The organism is Paenibacillus sp. LjRoot153 (genome assembly GCF_964253085.1).
GTDB lineage: Bacteria > Bacillota > Bacilli > Paenibacillales > NBRC-103111 > Paenibacillus_E.
Genome location: NZ_CAXUQH020000001.1, coordinates 1,382,427 through 1,399,699, shown reverse-complemented (window position 1 = coordinate 1,399,699; position 17,273 = coordinate 1,382,427). Strand labels below are relative to the sequence as shown.

The window sequence follows — 17,273 nt, the reverse complement described above, 5'->3', positions numbered from 1 at the left end:
CTAGACTTCTTTCGTCTCTATTTGCCAGGATTGATTTTGCTTTGCAGTTCTTTGGTAAATTCTTCTGGCGTTACCTTGCCAGCTGTGAATTTCATCAGCGAACCGAACATGGATTCGGTATCATTACCAGACAACATTTGATCCCACCAATAAGAGAATCCTGTAGCTTTCGCAGAGAGTTGGCCAATTTTCACAGCAAGCGGATCTACCTTCGTGGTGTCGCCAAGATCGCCTTTCCATGCGGAGGAACCTGAACCAGCAAGGTACACTTCCTTCGCCATCGTCTCCATGAAGTATTTGTACACTTCCCACACACGCTCTTTATTTTTCACATCTTTATTGATGAAAAAGCTTTCGCCAGAGCCGCCATGCCATTCATCGGCATTGCCTTTCCCGCCTGAAATTGTCGGGAATTTTACCACATCAACCTTACCTTTGACCGCAGAATCCGGTGCATTGATCTGTCCGTTCACCCAAGCGCCCATATAAAGAATAGCGGCTTTGCCCGTTAAGAACATATTGATCGACTCATCATAGGAAGTCCCTAGTGGATTTTCCCCGAATGCCTTGGCATCAATCAGCTCTTTGTATTTGCGGCCTGCGGCCTGAAAGTCCGGCGTATCGAAGGATGCTGTCTTATTCAAAGCTGCGTTAACGGCAGCGGTTCCGCCCATGCGGATGTCCAAAATGGAGTTCCAGAACATCGCCGGCCATCTGTCTTTTGCCCCTAGTGCGATTGGCGTTATGTTCTTGGCTTTCAAAAGGTTAATATCCGCTAGTAGATCCTCCCAAGTGGCAGGAACTTTGGCGCCTGCGGCTTGGAACAGCTCTGTGTTGATGTAAAGATTCGCCGTTGCAATATTCGTCGGAAGTCCGTACAGCTTATTGTCGAATGTGAAGTTGTCAGTCGTACCTTGAACCAGCTTGTCTATTGTTCCGTCTTTTGCGAGGTCCTGCAAGGGTAAAATGCGGTTTCCAGCAACGAACGGCTGTGCAAATCCTCCACCCCATGAGAAGAAAATATCTGGCAATTCATTGGCGGCCGAAGCTGTCTTGATCTTGGTTTTGTAGGCTTCTCCACCGATCCCCGTATGCTCAATTTCTACATTAGGAAACTTGGCTTTCGTTGCATCCAATGCTTTGTAAAAGCCGATAAAACCACCGTCTTTGGAGTTAGGATCAGAGAACTGCGACCACATGGAGATCTTAATTTTCTCAGCCGCAGCAGTGGCTGTTGATTTCGGCGAGTCGGAACCTGCCGGTTGCCCGCTATCACTTTTCGTACTTCCGCACGCAGCAAGCGTTACTGTTAAAACAGCAGCTAAACCCAAGCTTGTTATCTTTCTGAACATCTTCATTTCCTTTTGCCTCCCCGCTATTTATAAACCGCTTACATGTCATATCATACGATTTTAGGCGCTGTCGAAGAATGTAATCGCTTTACTAAAAGATAGAATCTTTTTACTACTCTTGTTCTACATACAAACACAAATCTGTCCTCGCGTAAATCTTTTGCTAGAAGTAAAAATATTCCATGATTCAGTAAAGCTACTACATGTTTCATGTAATGGGCGTAGCGTATCATTTTATTTGTAAGCGCTTAACAAAAATCATGAAGGGAAGGAATGAAATTGTAGACTAGGCAGCGAAGTTGAGAATAACTTCTTTTAACTTAAAATCGGGAGGACTTACATTCATGAAAAAAAATGCAAAACGTACCGTCGTTTCATTACTTCTATTTCTCGTTATGCTCGTAACGATGGCGACATCTGTTAGTGCTTATGGCCCTTTGACCATGTACACATCGCCAGCGAGTGCGCCCGCTTATGGCGCTTTATCACCTCGAACCGTTCAACTGACACACAGTGGTACCAACAATGGGAAAATGTACACGACTTGGGAGAACAGAACGACCGGAATACCTACATTCCCCATTTATGAAAGCACTAATAACGGACTGTCCTGGGCAAAAGTTGGCGATGTCAGCAATACGGTAGATGGTCCTGGTTGGGGCATGCAGAACTGCCCTCAGCTGTTCGAGCTGCCTCAAGCCATAGGCAGCTTAGCTGCAGGTACTTTACTTGCTGTTGGAGATGCCACGCCGAGTGATATGTCGGCCACCAAATTGGAAATGTACAAGAGTACGGATCTTGGACGGACATGGACATTTGTCAGCACCATAACGACAGCCGGCGCCAATGCCGTTGGGGCCGATCCCGTTTGGGAACCGTGGTTGCTTGTCGAAAATAATAAGCTGATCGTCTACTACTCCGATGAACGTGATCCCGCGCATGCCCAAACACTCGTGCATCAAACAACGACAGACGGCGTGAATTGGAGTTCTGTCGTTAATGATGTGGTGTGGCCAGATGCTGTTACACGTCCTGGAATGCCGATTGTTGCCAAAATGGCGAATGGCAATTTTATCATGACATTTGAAGTTGGATTAAGTAATGGTTCTTATCCATGTGCTTACAAGATCAATACAAATGCCGAAACGGGTTGGAATAGCGTCACCACGAATTATTTCCTTGGCAACTCGGGAAGTCCATTTGTTACTGTACTAAGTGATGGAAGAATTGTGGCTAATTCCTACGCGAGTCCAGATATCTACATTAATTCCAAAACGGATGGAACAGGTACCTGGGATGCGATGGGCACGCCCATCGGCGGCTCGTATAATCGCCAATTGCTACAATTGAGTAATGGCCGTTTATTCATTCCCAATGGCGGAGACTTCAGTCATAAGAATGCCATTACGTATGCGGACATGTACGTACCGTCTGCAACTGGTTCCTATCGGCTAGTCAACGTAAAAAGCGGCAAGGTATTGGCTATAGGCGCAGGCAACACCGTAAACGGGGCTAATGCGATACAGTGGACGTACGATGGTACCAATCCTGAGAAGTGGCAGCTAGTAGATGCCGGCGGCGGATACAAGAAAATATTTAATGTCAAAACGGGCAAAGCACTTGCCGTATCGCAATCTTCAACGGTTGATGGTGCAGCTGTTCTGCAGTGGAATGAAACAGGTTCCAATGAATTCCAGTGGTCTCTTGTCCCATCTGGCAGCTACTATAAAATCGTGAACCGCAACAGCGGCAAGTTGTTGGATGTCTACCAAGGTTCGATCAATGACGGCGGTACAATTGTGCAGTGGAGTGATAACGGAGGTACGAATCAGCTTTGGCAGTTAGTTGCTAATTAGTTTCTCCAGTTTTAAATTGGACATTGGCATAAAATGGGGGCAACCGTCTCATACTAACGACGATGGAGGTGATTACGTTGCCCAAAAATGAAGCAGATCCAAAGTACGACCGTGAAGATAACCGAGCAGATAAAAAGAACAATCAGCAAAACAATGCCAGTTTCCTCGAAGAAGAGCAAACGTTAACGAGCAGCAATGCCGCTGATTCCGTCCCAAGTTTAAATGGTATTCCCAAAAATCAAGTTTAATTTCTGCGGGCTGCTCTTCCCTTCACGACTTAGGGAAGAGCAGCCTTTTAAGGGTGGGCCCGCCTTCATCTTCAATCACTGTTCCATAAATGAAAACAACAAAACCCGAATGACAATTATGTCAGACGGGTTTCCTGATATTATTTGCTGGCGACAATCATCTTATTGAGGCAGAACGACTTGATTACGCTTAGCTTCTATGCCCAGAGCAAGAGCTCCTCTCAAGCCTGAATTCGTTCCTAAACCAGGAGGCACAATGTAGCTATGAATATTCTCCAGTAAGGATTCAGTTCGAATGTAACCATTCAAGATCTTCTGAACATGAGCATGAATTAATGGAAATAAATGTGCTTGCTGCATCACACCGCCACCTAAAATAATCTTCTTCGGTGACATCATTAATATCGTTGAGCTAATGGATTGTGCTAGGTAGTAAGCTTCTAAATCCCAAGCTGGATGGTCTACGGGCAACTCACTGCCTTTCACTCCCCAGCGCTTTTCGATGGCTGGACCCGCGGCCATTCCCTCTAAGCAATCACCATGATAGGGGCATGTCCCTTGAAAGCTATCATCCCGATTGGGTCTAATCATCACATGCCCACCTTCAGGATGAACAAGGCCATGGACCAAGCGACCCTCCATATATACGCCTACGCCAATTCCAGTGCCAACCGTATAATAGACACAACTATCAAGACCTTGTGCAGCTCCCCATTGTGCTTCTCCGAAAGCGGCAGCGTTCACATCCGTGTCCCAGCCGTAAGGGACATTAAAGGATTGTCTCAATTTCCCCAATACATCATAGTTGGCCCATCCTGGCTTAGGCGTCGTTGTGATATAGCCATAAGAAGGGCTGTTAGGATCGACATTTAAGGGTCCAAATGATCCGATGCCAATCGCTGTCACATTTTTATCTGCAAAATAGTCAATCACCTTCTGCAATGTCTGCTCGGGATGTTCCGTTGGAAAACTAATCCGATCCTCAATGATACCTTCTTCATTTCCGATACCACAAACGAATTTGGTTCCCCCTGCTTCGATGGCTCCATAAAGCACGATGTCCATTCCCCCTACAATGTTTATATGAAGTCGATTTTACCACATATTCTACTTTCAATGCTTTCTCATTTTTCAATCCTTGGCTACAATTACATGTTTGTCCTATATCAAAATATGAAATGGAACATATAGTATTGTATTGCAAAGGAGGTGCAAGTAAATGCCAGTAACTAATAGTTTAGTAAGGATTCAACAACAACTGATAGCTATTAACAATGCCGTTCTTCTCAATAGAAAGACAATAATTGAATTTAGACAGACTTCCAACAAAGAGCTCTTAGTGCAGATTAGGAAACAACTGAGGATTATCAACAGAAGAGTTCTCATTAATCAGCACACGATTGGAACTAAACTCGTTCTCTCAGGCAAAAAATTCGATAAAAATGCCTTGCGAAGAATACAAAACCAACTTAGAACAATTCAACAAAATGTTCTTATTAATCAACGTATGGTTGGTCGTCTCTTAGCTTGCAAAAAATACAATAACGAAACCAAAAAGAGTTTGAAAAGAATTCATAATCAACTTAGAACAATCAGCAAGAACGTTCTTCTTAGTCAACGTATTGTTGATAATCTCATGCAGCCACCGCCTGTCTCATGCCCTGCGGGTCATACTTGTCTTTCTGTACGTTTAATTGATGGGTTAGGTCTAGACTTAGATGTTGATCCCAGTGAACCAAGTATTAAAATCACTGTGAGAATATTCGGGGCATCTGTTCTCTCCGGAACGATAAGTTTGAGGAATCCCACACTTAGCTTAGGCGGAGAATTTGGTCTATTCCTTTTAGAATTGACTTTGAGAGGGGAATTTGGAGACATTGCTCATGGTCATTTTAGACTTGTCTTGGGTGGTAGAGCATGCATCGGCCCACCTATTGACATTTTACGTACCTGTACTGATTTCAACCAAATCATCTATGACAAATAATATTCGTTTCTCTTTTAATTTCCTGAAACCTAGCCCAACCTCACTTCAATTGAAGTGAGGTTGTTTGATCGTTGGTTTATCTAAATTTTGCTAGTTGTTATCATTATTGAATATTTCATCCAGCTCTGAACCATGCTGATTTGCGGCTGCATTGATTTCTTGATCGACCTGATTACTTCCTTGAATTTGCTCCGCGGCTTCTGCCTGATTGTTCAGTTGCTTAACAATTTGTCCAATACCATGAGCCCCTTGCTGTCCTCTATTTGATGTCATCTCATTTATATCCTCCTTTTCTAAAAGATGGACTTCCAGCTATATTATGACGCTATTTTTTATCGTTATACACGACTTATATTTGCATTGCGACATGAATCAGACTGACCAAATAATGGGTATGCTAAAACTGAACAAGCATAAACATACGATGAAACAAGCGAGGCTATTATGAATTCAATGCATCTAGTTCGTTTATTTGTTGCTGTGCCGGTCCCGTCCGATATTAAGCGTGTGGTCGCCGGCTGGATCGATGAAACAAAGCCACATCTGTCTTTTCGTAAATGGGTCCATCCTGAGGATTTGCATATTACGCTGCAGTTTCTCGGGGATACACCGTCAGACAGCGTTCCTCACATTACTAAAGTTCTGCAGGAAATAATGACAGTATCTAGTCCTCTCTCGCTTAGTCTGGAATCCCTCGGCTTTTTCGGGAGATCAACCCAACCTTCTGTGCTGTGGGCTGGGGTTGGCGGCGACGTAGAAGGGCTTCACAGCTTACAGCAACAGGTGGCCGCCGCACTCACGCCGCTTGGCTTTAAGCCTGAAGAGCGTACTTTTCACCCACATCTAACGCTTGCACGCAATTATACGGGTACAACGCCATTTGATCGTAATAAGCTGAGTACTTTTACAATGCCCAATTCTACCCTAGGAGACCTACTATCGTGGCAATCCAATGAAGTTACGCTTTATCGGAGCCATTTGAACAAGCTGCCCATGTATGAAACTATTTCTTTCGCTATGTTTTCTATTTGATGTCCGTAGATTCACAACGTTTACCCCAACAATATATCCGTATAGTAATAGAATGGGCCTGGTGATGTTGTGTCGAGAAGTGCCACCGGCAAGATATACACCGCAAGCGGTGAGCCATCGCAAATTGCTTCAACTTCCACGAGATGGCTTCCAGCTGCAAGTGTTAATTCTACATATTGTTGTTCAGGGGCACGGTGATACGCCGGCATGAATTCCAACGTTTCTGTGCACGCAATCACAATCTGACCATTCAACTTCAACGTTATGGGACTATTCGCAGCTGCAATAAGTCTCAGCTTACGCTCGATGGGATTGGTAAGCATTGTTTGCGCCCTGTACACGCCTTCTAAAGTCAACCCCAATGCATTTATCCCAACTTTCTCCCATTGTATCCTGTTCCCTGGGACATAAATCTCTTCCCATTCGCTAGATTCGGGTCCCCAGACGATCCATCGGGATGAGTTGACCAAGGCAAACGACACTTTCTGCACGGACCATACCGCATGGTCATGCATTCGCGTCCAGCTAAACGTTAGCTCATGGCTTGCTACAGCAATCGGTCCAGCCAGGATTTCCGTATCCCACTTGAAGGATTCATCAGGTTGCAGGCTAATCTCAATCGTTGCCGATCCATGCCATCCTGAAGGTAGATCTAATGCCATTTTTCCATGAATGGGTGTCAATGAACGGTTCGTCAGCGTGAACTGCAGTACCTTTCTTTGACCCGATCCAATAGCTGGACCGTCAGGTCCGAAGTCAATAATTAAAGCTGCGTCCGGGTTACTTTTCGTTCCCTGCGGCAGCAAGTAATGATTGGATGTTACTTCTCTCTCCCAAAGTTCCCTTATCGCTTCATCCGTTTCTCTCACTGCCACCGATGGGTTCCAAGAAGTGGGAAGTTCTGAATGCACCATAATCCCCGTATCCCAAGCCGCAAGAATTTGTTTGCCCATACGGATCGTACGGCGGGTTAACTCGTCCAAGTTCTTAGGCGCAGGGAATCCTTTGATCGGGGGACTGACAACGATGCGGTCACCGACCGGCTTTACCCATTTAGCAGGCAAGCCTTCCGGTCCAAGCAGCATTCCCAATATCGCACCCAGCGTTGCTGCGGTACAATCTGTATCGTAACCACAATTGACTGCTTTCAAGATCGCGTCTTCAAAGTCCTCGCCATACAACCATCCAAGGATTGTGAAGGCTATATTTTGAGGTGCATCAGTGAAATTGTCACTTCCATGGTGCTCCAGAATGAGCAACCGCGTTTCAATCCAGCTCTTCCCCTCCTGATGCCAACGGAGCAGGTCTTTCAAGGCCTTGGAGGTGCGACAATCCTCAGGTATATACTTCATTCCTATCTCGATCAACCGATCCCTGTCTTTCTCAAAGAATATGGCGCTTTCCAATGCAGCGAAAAACATTTCACCATAAACTCCTTCGCCTCCAGCATGATCTACAATCGCATCCTGATACGCATAGTGAGCCGCAATTTCCGGCGCTCCTGGAGCTGCCATTGCCCAAATCTCGGAACGAATAGGTGAGCCCATACAGTCGTTGAATGGATTGTTGAACCAGCCTGCAACTGGCGGTAGAAGACCTCTTCTTAAATTCGTCAACGCATAGCCGTATTCATCAAACGGGAAAAAGACATGTTCCAACCATTCTTGCCCAAGCTCACGGGCGGTCAATCCCGGACCATACTGCTCCAAGGCGTGCAACCACACCAATTGCAGATCTAAGTCATCGTTCTCTAGCGGGCCGTCTGGCAGCTCCGGATAAAAGTTCAATTCAAGCAGTTCCTTCTTGCCTTCGACGGGTGCACCAAGCGTTCCTCCGATATTTTTCCCCAGCCATCCCCCAAATACGATGCGATAGTAATCTTGTTCATTTAGTATGCTTGTATTCATGTGAAAACCTCCGTTGTTTGATATAATAATCAGTGACTTTAGTATAAGAGCGGTCCTTATAGAGTGCCATGTACATAGTTTTGTTCTAAAAAGAAAAAACATCGGGGGATGTCATGCCATGCACTACTCTCTTTCGCGATTATCCACACTGGATGTCAAATGGGCCGATCTTTTCAATGCAAATAGCCCCCATTTCATCAGTCAGCATCATAATCCCTATTATGAGCTTATCGTCATTGCCGACGGGACGGTGCACTTACAGACTGCCGAAGAACGTATGAGCTTACAAGCGGGGGAGTCACTTCTTATGAGGCCCTGGGAAACCCATTCCGGTTGGAATTCCCAAGAACGACAGGGGCAATTTTTTTGGGTTCAATTTTCCAGTACACCCTCCCTTAATGAATTCGTGCTGGATCGAGCTGCCGAGCTTAATATTGTCCATGCCGAACGGACGGAGCTTAGAACCACGGAAAACCTGCATGAGGATTTGCTTGTCATCCCGCGTCAATTTCGTTCCTTACAACGTTATAAATTGCTAGGATTATTTGAAGAGCTAGTGGAGACAATGAAACAACCGAAGGGCTATTTCCGTTTTCATGCCACCTTATTGCTTGGCGAAATACTTCGGCTTATGGCGAATGATTTTTTGAAGCAAAACCATTTGGACACTGCTTTCTCCGCTTCATACCTTACATTTCGCAATCTAGTCGATTATTTGAATAATTTTTATGATTCGGACATTTCCAAAGAGACCTTAGAGCGATTGATGGATCGCAAATACGAATATCTCTGTCAGGTGTTTAAAAAATATACGGGAACGAACATCCACAATTATATCCACCAGCTCAAAACCCAACGCGCCAAACACCTGCTTCGCACGACAGATAAAAGTGTTCAGGAAATTGCCAGTGAAGTCGGATATCCAGACCCTTTTTACTTCAGCCGTATGTTTAAAAAGATCGAAGGTGTTGCACCTCTGCATTATCGGAATAAAGAGCCACTGGGGTAAAAGTGCGTATGAATGTGGCAATTCTATATATAAAAACAAGGAGCTGTCCTCAAGTAGATTCATCTACTGGACAACTCCTTGTTTTTTGGTTTTTTTGAAAATTCTAACCTATCCCTTACGGTTCTTATAATAGCAGTTATTCATAGTCTTCAATACGCCAATTTTCATGCCAATCGAGGTAAGCCATTTTTCCATCAAAGCAAAAAGGCAACCATACAAAACCCGCCTTTGACGAATCCACTGGATTAAAATGGTCTACAGTAGGATCCATCCCCTTGTTGGGGTTGAATATCCGGTCAAACCTTTCCGCAGCTTCCTCATACGTAGTCGGATTTCCAGGGGTATGTTCCGTAACCCAGCGATCGGCCAATGCAATGTATAGATCCTTTTTGAGTGGATGCTTAAAAACGGAACAAATCTGCGAACCGAAGGAAGTGTTCGTCGTATCCCCTACATGTGTGTTCCCCAGTACTTCAAACGGGCCATGATAAAGATTAGAGCAAGCCACTTCAGAAGGGTTCGGAAAATATCCCGTTGTTCCAGAGGTCACCAGGTAATGAAGTCCATTTCTATAAAAGTGCGCTGGTGCTTCCCGTACATATGGTGGATGTGACTGCGGGAAGTGGGTCGAATAATAGCCAGTAACGTCGGAATAGTCATCGGTAAGATCCGCACAAATCATCTCGCTGTGAACTCTCTCGAAATAATAATAGGCCTTGCCATCGCTCGGGTTTACAACCAGATCAAAATCTCCTGCGCTCATACCGAGAGGCTTGATGCCATCTCTGACAATTGTATAGGGTCCAAAGAAATCATCTGCGACAAGAACGGTCGATTTCTGCGACGCGTCCGGCTGCATGATTCTCAACCAGCATACATATTTCTTCGTGAAGCGATTATAAATGATGTGAGGTCTATCCATGAATTTTGAAGGATGCAAGGAAGAACTTTCATCACTGTAATACTCCTCCTATGATGAAACACGATATATATCTCTTCATACAAATTGTATTTTAAAAGTCAGTGATAATCACTGACCTTCTTTTTAGATTTGTTACCCTTTCTTTAGAATTTTCTCGATAGTATGAAAACCCCAATACCCGATAGGGTATTGGGGCGATTGAAATTATTGAAATGCATGCTTCATGATAATACTTCGCGTTCGTAAGGCAACTGCTGCAAGCTGTGCCCTCGTGAGAACATCATCCGGGGCAATCTCGCTCGAAGATATTCCTACAAGTATGCCCTGTTTCAACATAACCGCGAGAGCCTTCCGATATTCAGCATTTGCATTTTCTGCATCCGTATAACCACTGAGCATAGCTTTTACCTCATCATCCGATAGTGCCACATCAATTCCTGCAGATTTTAAAACATTGCTAAGTACGATCGCCATTTCCCTTCGGGAAAACTCTTGATCCGCGGAGAGGGAGGAGTAACCAACCAAACCCAGCTGGTATGCTTCCCTTATGACTGCGTCGAACCAATTGGTATCACCTATCTGCTTCTCAGGTGTTATGCCAAGTATATTTAGGGCTACCATTAATGTCTGAGCTTCCGTTGTAGCCGAATAGGGATCTACCGTCGTCTCTGTCACCCCGTTGATCAGGAGCAGGCTGCTTGCTTGTGCTACATCATCTGCATACCAAGCAGTATCAGGCACATCAATAAAATGTCGTTGAACGGTAACCGGAACATACAAACCTTCCGAGGAAACCAAGGACTGTATAACCGTATTTCCACCCCCATCTGTTGTTACCTTACTAGGTACGGGTGACAAGCTTCCGTCATCATTGACCCGAGCAAGTGTTGTAATGGTTTGTCCGTTAATAGGCGTTACCGTTACCTGTGCGACAACATACAGCCCCTTTTTGTTTTCAAGAGAAATCTTAAATGGTGTGCCTGAGACCTTGGCCCCTGTCGTTTTGACTTGCTCAACTTTGCGATTTTCAGTGTCGGTTACTGGTTTAACAACTGCTTTGGGAACTAGGGGTTTCTCTTGTTCATGACTACCTTGGCTCGGCGTGGAAGTTTGAGGTGTATCAGTACCGGAATTTGTGCCTTCAATTGTGAATATCACAGCATTTCCATCACTAACATTTCCATCAAATGCATTTGCTCTAGGAATAATAGCAATCGTACCCCCTGACGATGCGGTCCCCGACAGCTGTATGATTGCCAAAGTTCCTGTTTCGTTCACTGTAACGGATCCGAGTGCCAAACCACTTGTACCTCCATCGAAAGTCCAATTATTCAAATCGGCAACTCCAACTCCGAATGGCACTTCGACGGCCTCTACAGTCAAATGCGGATTACTTTGGAATGCTATGATATGACCAACTGCCTTGACAGCCGGTTTCGTCTGGAAAGAAAGCGTATCAATACGAAGGTCCGGAGCCTTGAACACAACGTATAGGTCGTGATCACCCTTCAGTGTCGTATTGCTCAAATCAACTGTGATATCCGTATATCCGAGTTCAGTTACCGGCACGCCTGCATTTGCAATCGTGTAAGATTTTGGGCCAGTAACAGGAACATCAATAACAGCTATCGGTGCGCTCGAAGGTGAATCCGTGTGAAGGGTAATTATACCACCAGAAGCATTAGATGCCACACGTGCTGTCACCCGTTTAGCAGCGGTCAGGTTCACTTTCGGAATGGCAGTCCATGATCCATTTTTCTTAGATCCCACGGCATAGTAACCAGCTACGACGTTCTTTTCTTTTAAATTAACTGCCGTACGCTCTTTGGATACTTCACCATAGATCACGTCATTAGACGTAAAAGAATGGTCAAACACGTTAAAAGGTTTATAAATATTAAGCTGCTGAAGAGGCGCTCCAGTAACAGTCACTTCCTGTTGAAGCCGGATATCTTGGGAAGATGCGCCTACCATAACCATGTAGATGCCACTCTCCACATGTAAATCACCTTTATTGACATCCCAAATAGCTAAATCATTGGGATCGACGTTTAACGTAACTTTTTTAGTCTCTCCTGCATGAAGCGCCACCTTGTCGTAAGCAACCAGCTTCTTGGATGGTGCATTCTCGCCGTAAGCCGATTCGTTATTCTTCATATACAACTGAACAACTTCAGATGTATACACTGAGCCCGTGTTTTTCACATTTACTGTAACCGTGTATGTTTCTTTATCATTCATGGACTTGGACAGATTCAACCCACTGTATTCAAAACCACTATAACTCAGCCCATAACCAAACGGATATGTGATAGGAGCTTTCGTGTACATATATGTCAATTTGGATTCAATAGGGTCTGCACTTGTCATGTCAACCGTATACCGCGGGTCTGTAGTCGACAATGTTTGAGTCGTAGTCCCTTCCGGTATGGAGTACTTAGATATTGCTGGCAAAGCAGACATGTCCGCATACCAAGTGGAAGTTAGACGACCAGTTGGTGCGTAATCTCCATAGAGCACTTGAGCGAGCGCTTCTCCATCGTATTGCCCACCATAAGGCTGATACAAAATGGCCGAAACATTGGGATTATCTTGTATTTCTTTCATGATGACTGGGAAACTGGATCGAACAATAACTACCGTCTTCTTTCCTTTTGCAGCGAATGCGTCTGAAACTGTCTTTACAAGTTTGTAGTCGTCATCCCCCATATATAGGCTGGATCTATCATTCCCTTCACCTGCACTATGACGTGGTATGGACCCAACGAACACGACAGCGTAATCGTCAGTTTCTGCTCTTGCAGCAGCAGTAGCACCTACCTCTTTTGCCACTGATAACTCATATTTAGCCCTACTGCTCTTTTTAGCTTCACTAGCAGCAGCAGAATTTGTTAATGTTGTACTTGATGTTTTTAAACTTCCGTCATCGTCTGTGAGCACTAATCTGCCGTTTGTATAGTATTTGTTTGTAAAATTCCCGAAGAAGCTCAGATGAAATGTGTCGGTTATCAATGAAACTGTTCCGTCACTGTTCGGTTCAATCCTCAGGGTTGGGGGTATGGTACTTGTGTTTCCTTGCAATAATTCTCCATTCCAGTCATTGCTAGTCAAATTCAGTTTTGTAGAGTCTGTATTTCCAATTGGAGCATTACTCGTATTTGGAGAGGTTACCCACTTCTTATTTTGTGCCGAAAGCAAACTAACACCATTTTGTCCCCAATCGTAAACTTCGAAAAGCTGACGTGAATCGGACGTATCTAATGCTCCTGCAGTCGTTACGAGTGGTGCGCCGGCATTGTACGTAGCAGCAGATACCGTATTCCCATTGAATTTGGAGTTTAGTGTTATTACTTTACTTCCGGTATTGTATGAAACATTAGGAGCTCCGATTTGTTTTATGATGGATGTAAGTGGAGATTCTCCAGAATTCGGCAAACCCGGAGTTACACGTAATGATTTCGATGTTTTAAACCTTGAATCGGCATAAACTCCTGAAATCGCCGCTTTCTTGTTCTTCGCTAACGGGAGAGCTCCGTCATTCTTAAGCAACACGATGCTTTCCTGCGCAGCTCTCAACGCTACCTCCTGATGTTCAGGTACAGCATAAGTAGCTTGAGTAACAGAAACATCTCTTGCTCCATTTGCAAACGGATAATATTTAGGAATCCCCATCTCGTCAACTTCATTAAAGATACCGAGACGGACCATTTGGTTTACTTGCGCGCGAGCGGCTTCAATTAAATCTTCCTTCGTGACCCCATATAGCCCTGAATTTACAGCATTAACTATGCCTTGAACATCCTGTAGCCCGTCCCCCGACTTGGCTAGTGTGAATAATATAGCAGCATGGGCACTGTCTATCGTATATTGTGCATCGTAGCCGTTTCCTTGCGCCTCACCTCCAGGCTTAAAAGGATCACTATAAACATAACGATCGCTATAAAAGTCCGTACTGCTGTAAACCCCGTATTTTGAATGATCATTCGCATAGATTTGAAAAGGGGAAAGTATATTCGGGATACCGTTTGTCCTCCCATACGATGTCATAACACCAGCCAAAGATCCACTTTCAAATCCCTTTAATGGACTACGGGTATAGTACTCATAGATTGAACGGGCACCTGCGTTATTGCTAGTGGTTCCTCTGAACCATTGTGAATTATAGACTGAATAATGCTTTGTCCCAACAGCTGCTCGCATCCAAAAACCATCTGCACTGTCTTCTTGATCGGTTCCGCTAAGTCCTGTGGCCATCGTATCCACCAAAGTCGAGGTTAAGTGATCATCCTCACTAAAGGTTTCATCAAACCGGCCTATTAACGGATTGACTCTTAAGTCGCTGGTTGCTGTGAAAGCTACGGAAAGAGAGGCATTAGGTCCGTCTTGGATATTGGACTCCCCTTGCTTTACTCTAAGCTGGCTGAGTTTCTCAGCTCCCATTACATTTCCGACGTCAGCAATAAGGTCCTTATTCCACGACTGTCCCAATCCAACATACGCAGGAAAGTCCGTTGAAACTCCTTGATCATTGTCGGAAGCCGACAGTGCGCCCGGTATTTTTTTTCCTGCATTGGGACCACTCTTCAATGTGTAGATGTTACGAGCTCCTGCCACATATACGGCTGGCCCTTCCAATCCAGTATAATTGAATAAAGTATCAACGAACGGGTCCAAATGCTCCGGAACACCGTCAAACAGCGGCATCCCGTCAAATACACCGCCAACTTGTGTTTTAAACATTGGAGATGTTTCTTCTGCATTTAATTGGACAGGTAGGACGCTGCCAGAAAACAAGCCGACTGATACCGTGAAGACGAGGGTATAGGATAGCATTTTACTTGCAAACTTGGAGGTACTACTTCTAATCATTAAGGTATCAACCCTTTCTTCAATTATTAAGCGCTTACATATCGATTGATTTAACACCAACACACACAAAATCTGACTACTAGAAAATACCTTCCCCATTAAACATCTCAGTCGCTATTTTCTTAAGATGCACACTAAATTGAATTTTTGCTCCCTCCCCTTCCATATTCTAAATATTTCCTTATTATCGTAGATCGTCCAAGGAAATTGTGGAATGGAAATACTGAACCTACACCATGTAAATTCTGCACTTTTCATCACCAACTTCCTTAGTAACTCAATTACTTATATAACGGTAAAGAAGCTGCCGAGTTTATTTCTCGACAGCTTCTTCCACTGCTTATTCATCAAAAGATTGATCCCATGGTGCTCACTTTTTCGACATCCTATTTCAAACTTCAACCTTTTACGGCACCAGCGGTCATCCCTTCAATAATATACCTTTGGAGGAATAAATAAACGACCAACATAGGCAGCATGACAGCAAGCAGATCTGCAAAAACAAGCTGCCATTCCGTCCCTTTTTGGGAAACAAAATTGTATACCGTAAATGGAAGTGTCCACATGCTGGTATCGCTTATGATATATAAAGTATTCATAAAATCGTTCCAGGTAAAAATCGCAACGAAGACGGAAGTAGTTGCAATCGATGGTGTGAGCAATGGAAAAATGACTCTACTGAACATTTTAAAGCTACCCGCACCATCTATAGTGGCCGCTTCATCCAGCTCCCTTGGCAGATTTTTTACGAATCCGCTCATGATGAATATGGTGAATGGCAGCATAAGTGTCGTCAAGAATAGGATGAGACCAATGTATTCCCCAGATATATGAAGAAACTTCAGTAGTTTAATTGTCGGAATCATGGACGGTGGTGCAATTAGCCCAGAGAAAAATAAAAGGAACAAATACTGAACCCACTTGCCCTGACGCCTTGAAAGAAAATAGGCTGCCATAGAACCAGCAAATATGGTTAGAATAACCGTAGAGAACGTTATAAGTACGCTGTTCTTTAAACCATTGAGTAATCTTCCTTCAATAAAAACTGTCTTATAATTGGTCCATATCCACTGACCAGGTAAACTCAAATCCAACTTTGCTGCTTCGGCAGGGTTCTTCAAAGATCCTAAGACTACTAGAATAAGCGGAATGAATATCAAAAGACTTCCCAAACTCACCAAGACTGTTCGCAACAATAATCCATATCGGTTACTCATTGGCCGTTTCTCCCTTCTGTAAAAGCTTAAAAAGAAGGATGGAAACAACGGATACCAATAGGAACAAAATAACGTTCGCAGCAGTTCCATAAGCATATAGGCCTTGGCTAAACTGCTTCAAGATAAATGTGTTCATCACTTCGGTAGCACCCCCTGGCCCGCCTCCAGTCGTAACATAAATTAAATCGAAGGTTTTCATCGATCCAATCATGCCCAGAACAACGCTGATTGTTACTACCGGTGCCAAGATAGGCATAATGACATAACGAAGTCTCTGCAGATATGTCGTACCATCAATAACCGCAGCTTCGACCAAGTCCTTGGGAATACCTTGCAAGCCTGCAAGATATAGTGCCATAGAAGAGCCAACCCACTGCCATACAGTTACAGCCGCAACTGAAAACAGTGCTAATTTCGGATCACCAACCCAATCCTTCGCCCAGCTCGATAAGCCAAAAGTGCGGAGGAATTGGTTCAGAATACCTTCCGGATGAAGAACGGTTGTAAACATATAGCCCACAATCATCGCACTCAAAATACACGGCAGAAAATAGATGCTTCGGAACAAATTACGTCCCAAAAGTTTGGTGTTCAGGAAAAGGGCCAGGATAACGCCCAGCCCATTTTGAAAAATGGTTACGATGAAAGCATATATTAAGGTATGTTCCATTGCCTGATACAAGCTTTTCGTTTTAAATAGGTCTTGATATTGCTCAAAACCAATAAAGCGGATTTGTTCTTTGTATGGCGACCAGTCTGTTAGTGAATAATAAAAGCCAGACACGGTTGGATATACGTATAAGACCAAAAACATGAATAAGGCAGGAATAACAAACCAAACGGGATACATCCTTTTTTGCAGCATACTCTCCAC

13 protein-coding genes are annotated in these 17,273 nt (G+C 44.2%); 5 read left to right on the top strand and 8 right to left on the bottom strand.

Annotated features, from left to right (window positions below):
• Positions 1–17: 17 nt before the first annotated feature.
• The gene (locus ACSQ8P_RS06155; RefSeq protein WP_436234383.1) at positions 18–1,358 is read right to left on the bottom strand and encodes an extracellular solute-binding protein; all 1,341 of its coding nucleotides are present in this window, start codon (positions 1,356–1,358) and stop codon (positions 18–20) included.
• Positions 1,359–1,696: 338 nt separating this feature from the next.
• Here ACSQ8P_RS06155 and ACSQ8P_RS06150 point away from each other — a divergent pair, with 338 nt between their 5' ends.
• Both ACSQ8P_RS06150 and ACSQ8P_RS06145 read left to right on the top strand, forming a co-directional pair.
• Positions 1,697–3,208, top strand: coding sequence for an RICIN domain-containing protein (locus ACSQ8P_RS06150; RefSeq protein WP_436234382.1), 1,512 nt, complete (start codon positions 1,697–1,699; stop codon positions 3,206–3,208).
• Positions 3,209–3,285: 77 nt separating this feature from the next.
• Entirely contained in the window at positions 3,286–3,456 is a 171-nt protein-coding gene (locus ACSQ8P_RS06145) for a hypothetical protein (protein ID WP_436234381.1), read from the top strand.
• 162 nt (positions 3,457–3,618) lie between these two features.
• On the opposite strand, the gene ACSQ8P_RS06140 is transcribed toward ACSQ8P_RS06145, so the two are convergent.
• Positions 3,619–4,521, bottom strand: a complete 903-nt coding sequence (locus ACSQ8P_RS06140) for an ROK family protein (RefSeq protein ID WP_436234380.1) — start codon at positions 4,519–4,521, stop codon at positions 3,619–3,621.
• Positions 4,522–4,675: 154 nt separating this feature from the next.
• On the opposite strand from ACSQ8P_RS06140, the gene ACSQ8P_RS06135 reads away from it, so the two are divergent.
• Entirely contained in the window at positions 4,676–5,443 is a 768-nt protein-coding gene (locus tag ACSQ8P_RS06135; protein ID WP_436234379.1) for a hypothetical protein, read from the top strand.
• 90 nt (positions 5,444–5,533) lie between these two features.
• On the opposite strand, the gene ACSQ8P_RS06130 is transcribed toward ACSQ8P_RS06135, so the two are convergent.
• Complete coding sequence (locus tag ACSQ8P_RS06130) at positions 5,534–5,716, bottom strand: hypothetical protein (RefSeq protein ID WP_436234378.1); 183 nt, start codon at positions 5,714–5,716, stop codon at positions 5,534–5,536.
• Between the two features lie 171 nt (positions 5,717–5,887).
• Here ACSQ8P_RS06130 and thpR point away from each other — a divergent pair, with 171 nt between their 5' ends.
• Positions 5,888–6,475, top strand: coding sequence for an RNA 2',3'-cyclic phosphodiesterase (gene thpR, locus ACSQ8P_RS06125; RefSeq protein ID WP_436234377.1), 588 nt, complete (start codon positions 5,888–5,890; stop codon positions 6,473–6,475).
• A gap of 20 nt (positions 6,476–6,495) precedes the next feature.
• Here the strand turns inward: thpR and ACSQ8P_RS06120 are convergent, their stop codons facing one another.
• Complete coding sequence (locus ACSQ8P_RS06120; protein WP_436234376.1) at positions 6,496–8,382, bottom strand: ADP-ribosylglycohydrolase family protein; 1,887 nt, start codon at positions 8,380–8,382, stop codon at positions 6,496–6,498.
• A gap of 118 nt (positions 8,383–8,500) precedes the next feature.
• Here ACSQ8P_RS06120 and ACSQ8P_RS06115 point away from each other — a divergent pair, with 118 nt between their 5' ends.
• The gene (locus tag ACSQ8P_RS06115; protein ID WP_436234375.1) at positions 8,501–9,391 is read left to right on the top strand and encodes an AraC family transcriptional regulator; all 891 of its coding nucleotides are present in this window, start codon (positions 8,501–8,503) and stop codon (positions 9,389–9,391) included.
• Positions 9,392–9,527: 136 nt separating this feature from the next.
• On the opposite strand, the gene ACSQ8P_RS06110 is transcribed toward ACSQ8P_RS06115, so the two are convergent.
• The 4 genes from ACSQ8P_RS06110 to ACSQ8P_RS06095 all read right to left on the bottom strand — a co-directional run bounded on the left by ACSQ8P_RS06110 (position 9,528) and on the right by ACSQ8P_RS06095 (position 17,264).
• Entirely contained in the window at positions 9,528–10,313 is a 786-nt protein-coding gene (locus ACSQ8P_RS06110) for a family 43 glycosylhydrolase (protein WP_436234374.1), read from the bottom strand.
• A 204-nt stretch (positions 10,314–10,517) separates the two neighbouring features.
• Complete coding sequence (locus ACSQ8P_RS06105; protein ID WP_436234373.1) at positions 10,518–15,182, bottom strand: glycoside hydrolase family 3 C-terminal domain-containing protein; 4,665 nt, start codon at positions 15,180–15,182, stop codon at positions 10,518–10,520.
• Positions 15,183–15,580: 398 nt separating this feature from the next.
• The gene (locus tag ACSQ8P_RS06100) at positions 15,581–16,399 is read right to left on the bottom strand and encodes a carbohydrate ABC transporter permease (protein WP_436234372.1); all 819 of its coding nucleotides are present in this window, start codon (positions 16,397–16,399) and stop codon (positions 15,581–15,583) included.
• Complete coding sequence (locus tag ACSQ8P_RS06095) at positions 16,392–17,264, bottom strand: carbohydrate ABC transporter permease (protein WP_436234371.1); 873 nt, start codon at positions 17,262–17,264, stop codon at positions 16,392–16,394. The genes ACSQ8P_RS06100 and ACSQ8P_RS06095 overlap by 8 nt, the downstream gene beginning before the upstream one ends.
• Positions 17,265–17,273 lie beyond the last annotated feature (9 nt).

Excerpts from the sequence above, each read along its gene's own strand:
- ACSQ8P_RS06140 (WP_436234380.1), bottom strand. The coding sequence starts at position 4,521 with ATGGACATCGTGCTTTATGGAGCCATCGAAGCAGGGGGAACCAAATTC.
- ACSQ8P_RS06135 (WP_436234379.1), top strand. The coding sequence starts at position 4,676 with ATGCCAGTAACTAATAGTTTAGTAAGGATTCAACAACAACTGATAGCT.
- ACSQ8P_RS06095 (WP_436234371.1), bottom strand. The coding sequence starts at position 17,264 with ATGCTGCAAAAAAGGATGTATCCCGTTTGGTTTGTTATTCCTGCCTTA.
- ACSQ8P_RS06120 (WP_436234376.1), bottom strand. The coding sequence starts at position 8,382 with ATGAATACAAGCATACTAAATGAACAAGATTACTATCGCATCGTATTT.
- ACSQ8P_RS06150 (WP_436234382.1), top strand. The coding sequence starts at position 1,697 with ATGAAAAAAAATGCAAAACGTACCGTCGTTTCATTACTTCTATTTCTC.
- ACSQ8P_RS06105 (WP_436234373.1), bottom strand. The coding sequence starts at position 15,182 with ATGATTAGAAGTAGTACCTCCAAGTTTGCAAGTAAAATGCTATCCTAT.
- ACSQ8P_RS06110 (WP_436234374.1), bottom strand. The coding sequence starts at position 10,313 with ATGGATAGACCTCACATCATTTATAATCGCTTCACGAAGAAATATGTA.
- ACSQ8P_RS06115 (WP_436234375.1), top strand. The coding sequence starts at position 8,501 with ATGCACTACTCTCTTTCGCGATTATCCACACTGGATGTCAAATGGGCC.
- thpR (WP_436234377.1), top strand. The coding sequence starts at position 5,888 with ATGAATTCAATGCATCTAGTTCGTTTATTTGTTGCTGTGCCGGTCCCG.
- ACSQ8P_RS06100 (WP_436234372.1), bottom strand. The coding sequence starts at position 16,399 with ATGAGTAACCGATATGGATTATTGTTGCGAACAGTCTTGGTGAGTTTG.
- ACSQ8P_RS06130 (WP_436234378.1), bottom strand. The coding sequence starts at position 5,716 with ATGACATCAAATAGAGGACAGCAAGGGGCTCATGGTATTGGACAAATT.
- ACSQ8P_RS06155 (WP_436234383.1), bottom strand. The coding sequence starts at position 1,358 with ATGAAGATGTTCAGAAAGATAACAAGCTTGGGTTTAGCTGCTGTTTTA.